Annotated in this window: 9 protein-coding genes; 2 read left to right on the top strand and 7 right to left on the bottom strand. The window is 62.8% G+C overall.

Annotation, left to right across the window (positions count from 1 at the left end):
• Positions 1–243: 243 nt before the first annotated feature.
• On the top strand, positions 244–1,728 hold the full coding sequence (locus tag LHFGNBLO_RS24500; protein WP_258601885.1) for an MDR family MFS transporter: 1,485 nt from the start codon (positions 244–246) through the stop codon (positions 1,726–1,728).
• Between the two features lie 9 nt (positions 1,729–1,737).
• Here the strand turns inward: LHFGNBLO_RS24500 and LHFGNBLO_RS24505 are convergent, their stop codons facing one another.
• From LHFGNBLO_RS24505 to LHFGNBLO_RS24515, 3 genes are all read right to left on the bottom strand, one after another.
• The gene (locus tag LHFGNBLO_RS24505; protein WP_258601886.1) at positions 1,738–2,766 is read right to left on the bottom strand and encodes an NAD(P)/FAD-dependent oxidoreductase; all 1,029 of its coding nucleotides are present in this window, start codon (positions 2,764–2,766) and stop codon (positions 1,738–1,740) included.
• A gap of 81 nt (positions 2,767–2,847) precedes the next feature.
• Entirely contained in the window at positions 2,848–3,168 is a 321-nt protein-coding gene (locus LHFGNBLO_RS24510) for a (2Fe-2S)-binding protein (RefSeq protein ID WP_258601887.1), read from the bottom strand.
• 201 nt (positions 3,169–3,369) lie between these two features.
• Complete coding sequence (locus LHFGNBLO_RS24515; protein ID WP_258601888.1) at positions 3,370–3,738, bottom strand: Hpt domain-containing protein; 369 nt, start codon at positions 3,736–3,738, stop codon at positions 3,370–3,372.
• A gap of 289 nt (positions 3,739–4,027) precedes the next feature.
• On the opposite strand from LHFGNBLO_RS24515, the gene LHFGNBLO_RS24520 reads away from it, so the two are divergent.
• Complete coding sequence (locus LHFGNBLO_RS24520; RefSeq protein WP_258601889.1) at positions 4,028–9,997, top strand: kinesin; 5,970 nt, start codon at positions 4,028–4,030, stop codon at positions 9,995–9,997.
• Between the two features lie 68 nt (positions 9,998–10,065).
• Here the strand turns inward: LHFGNBLO_RS24520 and LHFGNBLO_RS24525 are convergent, their stop codons facing one another.
• The 4 genes from LHFGNBLO_RS24525 to LHFGNBLO_RS24540 form a co-directional block, all read right to left on the bottom strand.
• Positions 10,066–10,677 (bottom strand): ABC-type transport auxiliary lipoprotein family protein, encoded by a 612-nt coding sequence (locus LHFGNBLO_RS24525; RefSeq protein ID WP_258609875.1) that lies wholly within the window; start codon positions 10,675–10,677, stop codon positions 10,066–10,068.
• 94 nt (positions 10,678–10,771) lie between these two features.
• The gene (locus LHFGNBLO_RS24530; RefSeq protein ID WP_258601890.1) at positions 10,772–12,145 is read right to left on the bottom strand and encodes an MCE family protein; all 1,374 of its coding nucleotides are present in this window, start codon (positions 12,143–12,145) and stop codon (positions 10,772–10,774) included.
• Between the two features lie 14 nt (positions 12,146–12,159).
• Positions 12,160–12,969 (bottom strand): ABC transporter ATP-binding protein, encoded by an 810-nt coding sequence (locus LHFGNBLO_RS24535; protein ID WP_413774730.1) that lies wholly within the window; start codon positions 12,967–12,969, stop codon positions 12,160–12,162.
• Between the two features lie 7 nt (positions 12,970–12,976).
• The gene (locus LHFGNBLO_RS24540; protein ID WP_258601892.1) at positions 12,977–14,164 is read right to left on the bottom strand and encodes an ABC transporter permease; all 1,188 of its coding nucleotides are present in this window, start codon (positions 14,162–14,164) and stop codon (positions 12,977–12,979) included.
• Positions 14,165–14,192: the final 28 nt, after the last annotated feature.

The raw sequence follows: 14,192 nt of genomic DNA on the forward strand, positions 1-14,192 counted from the left end.
GAGCGGCCCCTTGCCTCGACACGTCCCGGATCGTCTGCTATTTCCGCGCCGCTGTTTCAGGAAACGCATGCCGGTCGGTAGTCCGGCGATCCCGCCAGGCGGGATTCGAAGCCCCGTCGCCCCAACGAGGTCCACAGCCGAATTCAGAGGCACCTGTCTCCGGCCTGCAGCCGCCAGTTGGCGTGTAGACGGCCGGCCCTGCCTCTCGAAATGATGTCGCCAGCGGGCGGACGGAATGGATCGATGGACAAGCCAGTCAGCGAAATAGCGATAGTGCCGATAGCGGCGCCTCCGCTAACGGAGAGCGAAAAGAACGCCATCATCGGCGGCGTGCTGTTGTCGATGCTGCTGGCGGCACTTGACCAGACCATCGTCGCGCCGGCCATGCCGACGATTGGGCGCTTGCTCGGCCACGCTGATTATCTTCCGTGGATTGTGACCGGCTATCTCCTGACCGCAACCGCGATGGCGCCGCTCTACGGCAAGATTTCCGACGTCTACGGCCGGCGGCCGACCGTCTATGCGGCGATCCTGATCTTTCTCCTGGGATCGCTGGTCAGCGCGATGGCGCCCAATATGCTGGTGCTGGTCATCGGCCGTGCCATCCAGGGCGCCGGTGGCGGCGGACTGTTTGCCCTGGCGCAGACCGTCATCGGCGACCTCGTTCCGCCCCGCGAGCGGGCGCGCTACGCCGCCTGGATCGCCGGCACATGGGCTGTCGCCAGCATCGCCGGGCCGCTGCTCGGCGGCACTTTTGCCGAGCACCTGCACTGGTCGCTGATTTTTTGGATCAACATTCCGCTCGGCCTTGCGGCCATGGCGATCATCAACAAGCCGCTGAAGAAGCTGCCGATCGCGGCAAAGCATCATCGCATCGACGGTCTCGGCGCAGTGCTTCTGGTCGTGGCGACGGCGCTCTTGCTGCTGGCGCTTAACTGGGGTGGCAGCACCTATCCCTGGATGTCGCGCGAAATCCTTGGGCTGGTTGCCTGTTCGGCGGTCTTCTGGGCTGTATTTGCGCTGCGGTTGATGCGTGCAGCCGAACCGCTCATCTCGCTCGAAGTGCTCGGCAATCCGATCGTTCTTGCCGGCACGCTTTCGATGTTCCTGCTGCAGGCCGCCAACATAGGTCTGGCGGTCTACCTGCCGGTCTACCTGCAAGCGATCGTCGGTCTCTCGGTCAGCGACTCGGGCATCGCCATGCTGGGGCTGCTGCTCGGCACAGTGGCCGGCGCGACATTCAGCGGACGCATGGTACCGCGCTTCACCCATTACAAGCGGATCGCGATGGTCGGCGTACTGTTCGCCATCGTAAGCCTCGGCCTGCTCGCTCTTGTCGCCGGGCACGCTTCGCTATTGCTGGTCGAAGTCCTGACCATCTGCATAGGCCTGGGCAGCGGAACGACCTTTCCGGTTGCCACCGTATCGGTGCAGAACGCCGTCGATCGCGTCCATCTTGGCGTCGCCACCGGGGTGCTGACGTTCCTGCGCTCGCTTGGCAGCGCGCTCGGCGTCGCCATGCTCGGCGCCATCGCCCTCGGCTACGGGCTGCCGCTTGCCGGCGAAGGCACGCCGGCCGCCGGACAGATCATATCGGCAGTGCCATTCATGATGATCTTCCTGGTTGCCGCCGCGATATTGCTGCTCGCATTTGTCACGCTCGCTCTGATGCCGGAGAAACAACTTCGCGGCCACAGCGAGGATGCGGCGCCCGTCCTGGTTGAGTAAAGCCCGCCTTCAGCCGGCGACGCCGAGCTTCTTTTGCAGGCTGGTCGACGAGGTCGTGTACTGGAACACGATGCGCTCGCCGGGGCTGATGATGCGCTTGGCTGCCTGCGCCATCAATGCAACCTCATGGAAGCCCGACAGGATCAGCTTGAGCTTGCCGGGATACCAGTTGATGTCACCGACGGCGAAGATGCCGGGCACCGAGGTCTGGAATTTCTCCGTATCGACCGGAATCAGGTTTTCGTGGAGGTTAAGCCCCCATTCGGCGATCGGCCCGAGCTTCATGGTCAGGCCGAAGAACGGCAGCATGCGCGTGCAAGGCACCTCGACGTCACCGTCGGGTCCCTTGATGATCGCTGAGGCGAGCTGGCCGTCGGCGCCCGTCAGTCCGGTCACCTGCCCGACCTGAAAGTCCAGTTCCTTCATCTCCTGCATGGCATACATCTTGTTGACGCTGTCGGGCGCGGCACGGAATTCCGGCCGCCGGTGGACCAGCGTCACGCTCTTGGCCACCGGCTGCAGGTTCAGTGTCCAGTCGAGCGCTGAATCGCCGCCGCCGACGATGACGAGGTCGTGGCCGCGGAATTCCTCCATGCGACGGACTGAATAGAACACGCTTTTACCCTCATAGGGCTCGATGCCCGGGATCGGCGGTCGTTTCGGCTGGAACGATCCGCCGCCGGCGGCGATCACCACCACCTTGGTCTCGAACACCTCGTTCTCGTCGGTGGTGACGCGAAAGCTGCCGTCCTCCAGCTTTTCGAGGCTCGAAACCATGCGGTTGTAGCTGAATTCGGGTTTGAACGGAGCGATCTGCTCAAGCAACTTGTCGACCAGACCCTGGGCTGAAATCGAGGGCCAGCCCGGAATGTCGTAGATCGGCTTTTCCGGATAGAGTTCGGCGCATTGCCCGCCAGGACGGTCGAGGATGTCGATCAGATGGCACTTCATGTCGAAGAGGCCGAGTTCGAACACGGCGAACAGGCCGACGGGCCCTGCCCCGACAATCAGTACGTCCGTCTTGATGATATCGGTCATGCCATGCGCCTTCATGCGGAATGGCGCGACACTGCATGACCATAGGCCCGCTGCCAAGCGGCTGCCGGAAAAAAGCCGAGCTTAGCCCTGGCGGGCGGGGACGCGGACGACCAGCCCGTCAAGCGCGTCGCGTACCTTGATCTGGCAGGACAGCCGCGAATTCGGCTGGACCTCGTAGGCGAAGTCCAGCATGTCCTCTTCCATCGCTTCCGGCTCGCCGACCTCAGCCGTCCATGCCTCGTCGACATAGACATGGCAGGTCGCGCAGGCGCAGGCGCCGCCGCATTCAGCCTCAATCCCCGGCACCGCATGGCGGATTGCGTTTTCCATGACGGTCGAGCCGTTTTCGGCATCCACGTCGAAATGAGTGCCGTCATGGGCAATGAAGGTCAGCTTGGTCATTTGTCACCTGAAGGGAGTCCCAGCCGAGATAATCACTCCGGCAGACAAGTCAACTGCGGCGCGAAAGCGCCTCTCGGTGACGTTTTTTCGGAAAAGCAGCGCTTGAGCTGTTCCATCCCGATGGAATCGGGATGGGGCTCTATCTTTTTGTATGGGCGTGATCTTCTCCGAAAACCGGTTCCCACTTTTCGGGACCATGCTCTAGCGATGGATGGCGGCGATGAATTCGCGCACTTCTTCGATCAGGACACCAAGACGCTTGAGGGCGCGGGCGTCTTCGGGCTGATGCTCGATCGCGGTGGCGCAGTCGGCTATGGCGAAGGCGCCAACCCCGCGCGCCGAGCCCTTGAGCCCATGCGCCAGAAGCAACCGTTCCCTCACATCGGCATCGACTATCTTGTCGCGGACGGAAAGCGCATGCTGCACGAACAGCGCCAGCACCTCCTGCTCGAGGCCCCGGTCACCCAACGTCTGACGTGCAAGATGGGCCAGATCCACCGGCCGCGATCGGCCCGTTCCCGACACATCGCCGCCGGGCATTGAAAAGGCAATGCCACTTTCGCCGCGCATCAATTTACAACTCCTTTTCTCGATCGCCCAAACCTTCGATCGCTCGAAAAACCTAGGCGATTCCCGTAGCCAACCGGTTAATGACTGGCTTGGAAAAATGTTGCCGCAGCGGCAGCGGAATCACGTTTTTGTTAACCTTATATTTAAAGTTTTACGTATCTCGCGGAATGCAGGTTTTCTTTACCCCAGTGTGTCATTACGATACGAGGGGTCCATTTTCAGCCTCCTGCGTGGGATAAGACAACCAAAATCATAAGTCCCACGGCAGCTAGTACAGGGTAGCGAAGGCATGGCGAAGAAACCAACGACGACAAGAAATCTCGACAGCGACGTAGCCAGGGAACTCGAAAAGGCACTTGATCTGGATCTGAGTGGAGATGGCACCGGCGACCTCGATATCGCGGCGTCGATGGAAGATCTGGAAGCGCAGATATCCCAAGCCGCGGACGAACTGGCGCGCGAAGGCCGCAGCCAGGGACCAGCCCCAGCAGCCAACCAGAGCCAGAGCGCAGAACCCGCAGCCAAGGCCAAGCCTGCCGAGCTGCGTCCTGTGGAAACACGCAACAGCTCGCAGCCGGCTGGTTTCGCGCCAGCCAACGACGATCGTCAAAAAGACTACAAGACTCTCCTGCACAGCCTCAATCGGCGCGCCTCCAACACGATCTACTGGGTCGTGGCGTTCGTTTCGCTGGCCTGGATTGCGGGCGCAGGCGGTCTGGCCAATCTGCTGTTCGGGCCGAGCATCTGGAAAATCCGTACGTTTGACCAGTTCCTGGCTCGCCCCGAATTGATCGGGCTGGCGGTCGCCGCGATCGTACCGGTCATCCTGTTCTGGGCCTTCGCGGCGATGATCCGGCGCGCGCAGGAAATGCGCATCGCCGCCCAATCGATGACGGAAGTGGCCTTCCGCCTGGCCGAGCCGGAAAGCCTTGCTCAGGATCGCGTCATGATGGTCGGACAGGCTGTTCGCCGCGAGGTGGCAGCCATGGGTGAAGGCATCGAACGTACGCTTGCGCGTGCCGTCGAGCTCGAAACGCTGGTCCACAGCGAGGTCAACCAGATCGAACGCTCCTATTCGGAGAACGAATCCCGTATCCGTTCGCTGGTCGACGGTCTCGGCAGCGAGCGCGAAGCGGTCGTCACCCATGCCGAGCGGGTGCGCGCGTCGATCACCGGCGCTCACGAGACGCTGAAGGACGAAATCGGTGCTGCCAGCGACATCATTCGCGACAGCATCCTCAACGCCTCGACCAAATTGTCGATGACGATCACCAATTCCGGCGACACGCTGATCGACCGGATCAACGAAAGCTCGATGTCGATCTTCGATTCGGTGGAGGGCCGGCTCGATTCGATCACCGACCGGCTGTCGACCTCAGGCGAAGCCTTCGCCAGCCTTCTCGATACGCGCATCGCCAAGCTGACGGACACCACCGACGGTCTGACCCGGTCGCTGACCGACCTGCTCGACGACCGCACCACCGGCATGGTGTCGCTGCTCGGCGGCGCCGCGCGCACGCTCAATTCAGAATTCGAAGCCAGCCTCAACGGCATCGAACGGACGCTGGCCGAGCGCGGCCAGGCGCTGATCAGCGAATTCCAGACCCGCGCCGAAGCGCTTGACACCGGCACGCAGAAACTCAATGCGGCTCTCGAAGCCCGTGCACGCCAGATCAACGAGACGCTGGTCGAGCGCGCGCGGGAGATCGCGCACACCTTTGCAGAGAGCAAGGACACGCTGTCGGCGATGATCGATCAGGGCAAGACCCAGATCGGCGCCGACATGGCCGACATCGTTTCGTCGACATCGTCCATGCTCGAAGCGCGCGCCGGCGATTTCGCCGGGCGCATGGAAGCTGCACGTCATGTCGTATCCCGTTCCTTCGACAGCGACATCCAGCGTCTTGCCGACGCCCGCGCCGGCATCGAGGACGCCGTCGAAAACCATAGCCGCAAGCTTTCCGAAAGCCGTGAGCGCATGACGGCGGCAATGCAGGCCGACCTGGAGAAATTCGAGGAAGGTCGCGCAGGCATCGATGCCGCCGTGACCAACCAGGTTCAGAAACTTGCCGAAGGCCGCAGTCTGATCTCGCGCGCGCTCGAAGAGGATCTGCGCAAGGTCAATGAGTCGCGCGCCGCGATCGACGCTTCTCTCGGCAGCCATCTCGAGCGGCTTGAAGACGGCCGCAACAGGCTTGCCTATGCCCTGAATGAAGACTCCGGAAAACTTGTCCAAACCCGTACGATTATTGATGAAATGGTTGCTGGGCATGTCGGCAAACTCGCCGAAGGCCGCAACATTCTTTCACGCGCCCTGGAGGCCGATCTCGGCAAGCTCGCCGAGACCCGTGCCAGTGTCGACGGACTGGTCGCCGGCCAGGTCGAAAAGATCGCCGAAGGCCGCAACATTCTGGCCAAGGCTCTGGAAACCGACATTGTCGGTATCAAGAGCCTGATCGAGAACCATTCGGCGAAACTGGCCGAAGACAGGAGCGAGCTCAGCCGTTCGCTCGAAGGAGATCTATCTGGCATAAGGAACCTGATCGAAGGTCATTCGACCAGGCTCGCCGACGATCGCAACCTGCTGGCGCAGACGCTCGAGGCCGACCTCGCCAAGCTGGCCGAAGGCCGGTCGAGCATCGACGGGCTGGTTGCCGGCCAGGTAGAGAAGCTGGCTGAAGGCCGTGACATCCTCAAGCGCGCGCTAGAAGCCGATCTCAACACGATCAAGGGCGTAATCGCCGGCCAGTCCGAAAAACTGGCTGAGGATCGCAATCAGCTCTCACGGGCGCTGGAAGCTGACCTGCAGAATGTGAATGGTGTCGTTTCCGATCACATGAACAGGCTCGTTCAGGACCGCTCGACGCTGTCGAAGGCGCTCGAGGACGATCTCGCCAAATTGGCGGAAAGCCGCTCAAGCATTGATGGACTGGTCGCAGGCCAGGTCGAGAAGCTGGCCGAAGGCCGGGATATTCTCCGGCGGGCGCTGGAAGCCGACCTGGGCATGATCCAGGGCACCATCGCTGACCAGTCGCAGAAGCTGACCGAAAATCGCACAGAGTTCGCGCGTGCGCTGGAAGCCGATCTCGTCAGCGTCAACGGCCTCGTCCAGGGCCACACCGAACGGCTCGCGCAGGACCGCTCGACACTGTCCAGGGCACTCGAAGACGACCTTGCCAAGCTGGCGGAAGGCCGGTCGAGCATCGACGGACTGGTTGCCGGCCAGGTCGAGAAGCTGGCCGAAGGCCGCGACATCCTCAGGCGGGCGCTGGAAGCAGACCTGCAGAAGCTTGCGGCAAGCCGCAGCGAGGTCGACGACATCATCGCCGGGCATGTCGGCAAGCTGGCCGAAGGCCGCGACATGCTGACCCGGGCGCTGGAAGACGATCTCGTCAAGCTGGCCGATACGCGCCAGGACGTCGACCGGTCCCTCTCCGGCCATATCGACCAGATCGCCGCCAGAAGCACCGACATCTCGGCGGCAATCGCTGCCGATGTCGAGAAGATCGAGCAGGCATTCAGCAGGCAGACCGGCATCATCGAGGAGCGTGCCGGAACCATGGAGCGCGCGCTGTCGGTGGGTGTCGACAACGTCCGCAGCGTGCTCGAGAAAAGTGCCGTCTTCGTCGCCGGCGCGCTGCGCGAGAAGGTCATGGAAGTCAGCAGCGCACTACATGAGCAGGCGGGTCTGGCGTTCAGCGATGCCGACCGCAAGATCGCCGAACGCGCAGAACAGACCTCGTCCGCCCTGCTCGCCAGGGCCGAGGACATTGCCCGTACCTTCGAGGAGGCCGATCGCCGCCTCGCGGCGCGCGCCGAAGACACGTCGAGCGCGCTCATCGCCCGCGCCGACGACGCGTCCAACTCGTTGCTCGCCCGCGCCGAGGCGACGGCCGATCAACTGGCCGCTCGTGCCAGCGAGATTGCCGGCACATTCGATGTGGCGGACCAGAAGCTGGTTGCCCGTGCGGTCGAGACAGCCCAGTCGCTGGCCGCACGCGCCGGCGACATCCTGCGCAACTTCGAAGGTGCGGACGAACGGCTGAGCATGCGTATCGGCGAGTCCGCCGAAGCGCTGGCGGCCCGAGCCTCGGACCTCGGCCGCATCTTCGATGCCGCCGACCAGCATCTGATCTCGCGTATCGCCGAAGGTTCGGAAGCGCTTTCGTCGCGTGCATCCGAGATCACCCGCATCTTCGACGATGCCGACCAGCGCCTGGTGTCGCGCATCGCCGACAGCAGCACCACGATCGGAGAGCATACCGACAATATCATCGGGGCCTTCGCAAGCACCGAGCAAAGGGTTGCCGAACGCGCCCGCCAGACCGGTCAGGAGCTTGCAGTCCACGCCCGTGAGATGGAGCAGGCGCTTGCCATCGCCGACGAACGCCTTGTCACGAGCGCTGCAGCGGCGGCTGCCCGTGTCGAGGAACAGATCGCCGGCGTCGAAAACCGCCTCGCCTACACCACCGAGACATTGGGTCAGAGGCTCAACGAGCAAGTATCGAGTGCCGAGGCTCAGCTCGTTTCGCGCGCCAATGTGATTGCGGAAACCTTCACCGCGGTCGGCCAGCATATCGGCCAGAGTACCAACGACGCAGCCAAGACCATCGGCACCAACACCCGCGAACTCAACACCATGCTCGCGTCACGCTCGGCCGAATTGGCGAAACTCCTCGACGAAACGGCGCGGCCGCTGGTCGAACGTTTTGCCCAGGGTGGCTCGGAACTGCAAAAGAGCATGGAAGAAGTCACCGAGCGCGCGACCGAGAAGCTGCGCAGCGAAAACGCCGCCCTCGTCAACGCGCTCGCCAGTCGAACAGCCGAAACGCTGTCGGCCGTCGAAGGCGCGCGCTCGTCGCTCGCCGACAGTGTCGCCGATCTCATCGGCCGCATGTCCACGTCCAGTTCGCAGCTCGGTGAGCTCATCGAGCAGGCGGCAGTCAATCTGAGCCATGTCGACGAACGTCTGAGCGGCAGCACGCAAAGCTTTGCGGCAACGACGGAAAAAGCCGCGCAGACCTTCGCCAGTTCGGCGCGCCTGGTCGATTCGAACACGACACGGCTTACCGAATTGTCGTCTTCGACGTTGCGCGAGGTCGCCTCGATCGCCACCAAGTTCGATGAGCACAGCCGGTTGCTGTCGAGCGCTTCGGACCTGTTGAGCTCGGCCCAGGCCAACCTCGAACATACGCTTGAGCGGCAGTCGTCGCTGGAGGACCTCGCCGTCGGCCTGGTCAAGAAGTCGGAGGACCTCGAAAAGGTCATGCGTTCCTTCGAGAGCCTGGTCGGCCAGACGATGCAGAACGCCGAAGGCAGAACAATGGAATCGGCGGAAAAGATTCGTACCGCCATTTCCGAGGTCGTCGATTCGGCTACCAAGCGCTTCGCCGACGCCACCGAGGAGATTCGGCGCACGGCCGGCTCGATCAAGAGCGAGCTCGACCTCACCCGCGCCGAACTCAAGAAGGGCGTCATCGAGATGCCGGAAGAGGCCAAGGAATCGACCTCCGCCATCCGCCGTGCCGTTTCCGAGCAGATCAACGCGCTCAAGGAACTGTCGGATATCGTTGCGAAATCGGGCCGGAACGGAGACGTTTCGGAGCAACGCAACCTGCGGCCTGCGCCGCAAGCGCCTGTTCAGCGCCCCGCCGAGCCGCAGCGCCGTCCCCCGGCGCCGCAGCAGCCGGAGCGTCGTGCGCCCCAGGCACCGTTGGGCGAGACCGCATTGCGCGGCACGCTCGACCTCGAACGCCCGGTTGACGCGGCCTCCCGCCAGCGCGATCCAAACGCCCGCACGCCGCAGGGCGGCTGGGTGCGCGATCTCCTGACCGGAGCATCGCGCGAGGATGACGCCATGCCGGCAACGCCTGCGGAAGCATCGCGCTCGACTCCCGCCCAGCGCTCGCCGCTTCACGTCGTGGAGTCGCTCAACTCGCTCTCCGTCGATATTGCGCGGGCCATCGATCACGATGCCTCGATCGAGCTGTGGAACCGCTACCGGCGCGGCGAGCGCGACGTGTTCACGCGGCGCCTCTACACGTTGAAGGGCCAGCAGACATTTGACGAAATCCGCCGCAAGTACCAGTCCGAGGCGGAGTTCCGCGCCGCCGTCGATCGCTACTGCGATGATTTCGAGAAGCTGCTCAAGGACGTGTCGCGCAACGACCGCGACAACATCATGGCGCAGACCTACCTGACGTCGGACACCGGCAAGGTCTACACGATGCTCGCCCATGCCAGCGGCCGCCTGCACTGAGCAGGCAACAGGCGAAACAAAAAGGCGGGCCAAGGCCCGCCTTTTTTTCATTTCATGGGCAATTGGTCTCAGATCACCGAATCGGTCCAGCGGACAATTTGTTTGGCCGCATCGCCGAACGTGCTGTTGAGCGCATCGACATACGCCGGATTGCCGCTGCCCGAAACCGGCGCGCTCGCGGTGAAACTCTTCGAAGCGCGGACCTCGCCGTTGCGGTCGTTCAGTATCCGCACGAACAGGTCGACCTCGGCGTGTTCACCGCCGTCGACCCGGACTTCGAAGGAACGTATCTCGACGATCACCTGATAGTCGATCGCCAGCCCCTCGCCCGGCTTGCCGACGCCGGAGAAGCTGCCCGAACGCTGGAATGTCTCGGCCAGCCGCGCCTGCACGATCAGCGGCAGCCGGTCGGCCCATTGGGCGCCCTTGAGGTACTGAATCGACCGATCGGAGGGCTTGATGACGATGTTCTGGCTGTCCAGCGCCTTGAGCGCCGACGGCTGGGCAATCAGGATCTGGCGACGGCTGTGGCCCCGCGCATCGATCGACGGCGCCGAAAGTTCGAACGTATCCAGAGGAGCCGGCCCGCCGCCCGGCAGCGCCGCACAACCGGCAAGCGTCACCGCAAGCAATGTCACACAAGCTTTGAGCCCGCGCGATCTAAACCCGCCCGTTTTAATCCCGATTGACTTCACGTGTGATCCCCGTTGTCCCCGGATCGTAAGATCAACCCGCAATTGCGACTTATGTTCTTGGGGCGGGCGGAGGCCGAAGTCAACGCCGCACCCTGCCGTCATATTGCCGAACCTCGCCGTCGCCGCCGGACAGGATCCGCTGCGGATTGCGGCTGAGGTCGGTCACCGCCTCCTCGATGCGGCTGATCGAACGACGGCTGTCCTGAACCAGCGCTTCGACATTCGAAAGGCCCTGACCAGAGAACCGCGCCAGATTGTCAGTGATGACGCCGAGGCGGGCGTTCAGCGTGTCGGCGACCTGCTTGAACGACTTCAGCGTATTCCTGGCATCGGCCATCACACCGTCGGCCTGACCCGAGCCCAACAATGTATCGACCCTGGCAAGGATGCCGTCGACGCGCACCGAGGCGTCGTTGAGGCGCTGCGCCAGTTGCTTGGCATCCTTGATCGTCTCGTCGATATCGTCGGCCCGATCGGCAAACTTGCCGGTTACCTTGGCGATGTCTGCCGCGGCCTGGTCGGCGTTTTCGCTGGCTTTCTGGATGTTGGCCAGCGCAGTGCGAACCTGCGCCGGATCGATGCCGTCGAGAACGCCATCGACCTTGGCCAGTGTGCCTTGCGTCTGTTTGGCAAAATCATTGACCGACCCCACCGCCGTGTCGACATTCTTGATCACGGCGTCGAACTGCTTCGAGGTTTCCTTCAGGTTCGCGGTCACCGTATCGACGTTGGCGACGATGCTCTTGATCTGATCCTTGTCGACGGCGTTGAGCAAGCCTTCCGCGGCCTTCAGCGTACCATCGAGCTTGCCCGAAACGCCTTTCAATTCGTCCGCCAGCGAACTGACACTGGCGAGGAATTTGTCGATGCCGTCGGAATTCTTGGCCAGCGCATCGGAGAAGGTCTGCACGTTCTTGACGGTCTGGGTCAGCGGTCCGCGCACATCCTTGGTGAAGCCTTCGAGGTCGGAAAGCACCTTGTCGGCGCGGGTGAAGATATCCTGCGCCGTCTGCAAGAGATTGGTGACCGCCGACGGGTTGGCGACGATCTCGGCAACGCGGCCTTCTTTCTCGGCCTGGTCGAGGAGCTTGACCTCCTTGGGATCGGCGCCCTTGAGCTCGATATTGGCCTGGCCGGTGAGGCCGGCAAGCCCGATATCGGCCTGCGTCGACTTGGTGATCGGCGTCATCCGGTCGATTTCGGTGTCGGCAATGGCGACAGTCGGATTGTCGACGTCGATATAGACGCGCCTGACGTCACCAACCTTGACCCCGTTGAACAGCACGAAACTGCCACGGCCGAGGCCGGACGCCGAGCCCGGGATGCGCACGCGCAGCACCGCCGTCTCGCCCTTGTCGCCGATCGCCGCCGTCCAGTAGACGAAAGCGAAGGCCGCCAGGATCGCGGCCAACGTGAAAATGCCGACAATGACGTAGTTGGCTCTGGTTTCCATTGCCTCACTTATGGCTATGCGCGCGCGGCAAGATCAAGTTGCCGTGCGCGTTTTCCGCGGAAATAGGATTTTACCCACGGCTCTTCGCTCTTCAGCATGTCGTCGATCGTGCCCTCGACCAGGATTTTCTTGTTGCCGAGCACCGCTACCCGGTCACAGGCCGTGAACAGCGTGTCCAGATCGTGCGTGACCATGTAGACGGTCAGATCCATCGTGTCGCGCAGCTTGACGACCAGTTCGTCGAATTCCGCTGCGCTGATCGGATCAAGGCCCGATGTCGGCTCGTCGAGGAACACGATGTCCGGATCGAGCGCCAAGGCGCGCGCCAGTGCTGCGCGCTTGATCATGCCGCCGGAAAGCTCGGAGGGAAATTTCTGCGCCGCGTCCGGCGGTAGCCCGACCAGTTCGACCTTGAGCATCGCCAGTTCGTCCATCAGCTTTTTCGGCAGGTCGAGATATTCGCGCATCGGCACTTGCACGTTCTCCAGAACCGTCAGCGCCGAAAACAGCGCGCCATGCTGGAAGAGAACGCCGAGACGCATGTCGATGCGAAGGCGCTCGATGTCGCTCGCCTTCTCGACATCGACGCCGAACAGCTTGATCGTTCCCGACTGCTTGCGCGTGAGGCCAAGGATGGTGCGCAAAAGCACGGACTTGCCGGCACCGGAGGCGCCGACAAAGCCGAGAATCTCGCCGCGCCTGATGTCGAGCGACAGTTTGTCGAGAATGACCTTGTCACCAAAGGACACGGTGATGTCGTGCGCGGAAAGCACGATCTCGCTTTCGTCGGCAGCAACCGTGATCGCCTTTGGGCCGTCCCGCATCGCCATGTCAGAACTCAATCGCTGCGTAGAAGATGGCGAAAAGCCCATCGAGGATGATGACGACGAAGATCGACTTCACCACCGAAGCGGTCACATGTTGCCCGAGCGATTCGGCGCTGCCGCCAACCTTCATGCCTTCGACCGAGGCGATGGTGCCGATGATCATGGCCATGAACGGCGCCTTGATCAGGCCGGCAAAAATGGTGCTGAGATCGATGGCGACGCGCAGCCGGTCGATGAAGGCGGCCGGCGCGATGTCGGAGTAGAGCCACGCGGCCGCGATGCCGCCGCCCAGTGCTGCAAAATTGGCGATGATCGTCAGGCAAGGCAAGGCGATCACCAGCGCCACCAGCCGCGGAAAGACCAGCACGCCGATCGGATTGAGCCCGATGACCTTCAGCGCATCGACTTCCTCGCGCATTTTCATCGAGCCGATTTCGGCGGTGATCGCACTGCCGGAGCGGCCGGCGATCATGATCGCCGTCATTAGCACGCCGAGTTCGCGAAGGATCAGCACGCCGACGAGATCGACGACGAAGATATCGGCGCCGAAATAGCTCAGCTGATAGGCGCCTTGCTGGGCGACGATGGCGCCGACGATGGCCGACATCAGCACGACCACCGGTATGGCCCCGACGCCCATGCGATCGATCTGATTGAAGATCGCCGCCGGATTGACGGCATGGCCGCGGCCGAGCTTCTCCTGCGCGCCGCGGATCGTGGCGCCAAGGATGTTCATCGATGAAAGGAAATCGTCGCGCATCTCATAGACACGCCGACCGACCAATTCCAGGGCACGAATGATGATGTTGGGCGGCCGCGTGCCATCCGATTCGGGCTCGCGCCGCACGGCGTCGCCGACGGCACCGAGCAGGATCGAGGCAATCTCGCTTTGCCCCTGCATTGTTACCGCGATGCCCTGCTTTTCGAAGGCGCTGACCAGGCGGTCGATCAGCCAGGCGCCGGCGGTATCCATCTTTTCAATGTTGGAAAGATCGAGCGCCAAGGTCTTGAAACCGTTTCGCTTTTCGATCTTGCGCATCTCGGCGTCGACCAGGGCAACGGTCCGCGTCGTCCAGATGCCGGAGAAAGCACAGCCGAGAACGCCGCCCTCCTCGCCGACCGCGACGCGGGGCTCGTGGTTGGCCTCCTTGGCGGCCGTGCCGCTTGCGTCGCGTTTGCCGATGGTCAACATGGCGTCCTGTTTAGCCTGACGGGTCCGA

This window comes from Mesorhizobium sp. AR10 (genome assembly GCF_024746795.1).
Classification (GTDB): Bacteria; Pseudomonadota; Alphaproteobacteria; order Rhizobiales; family Rhizobiaceae; genus Mesorhizobium.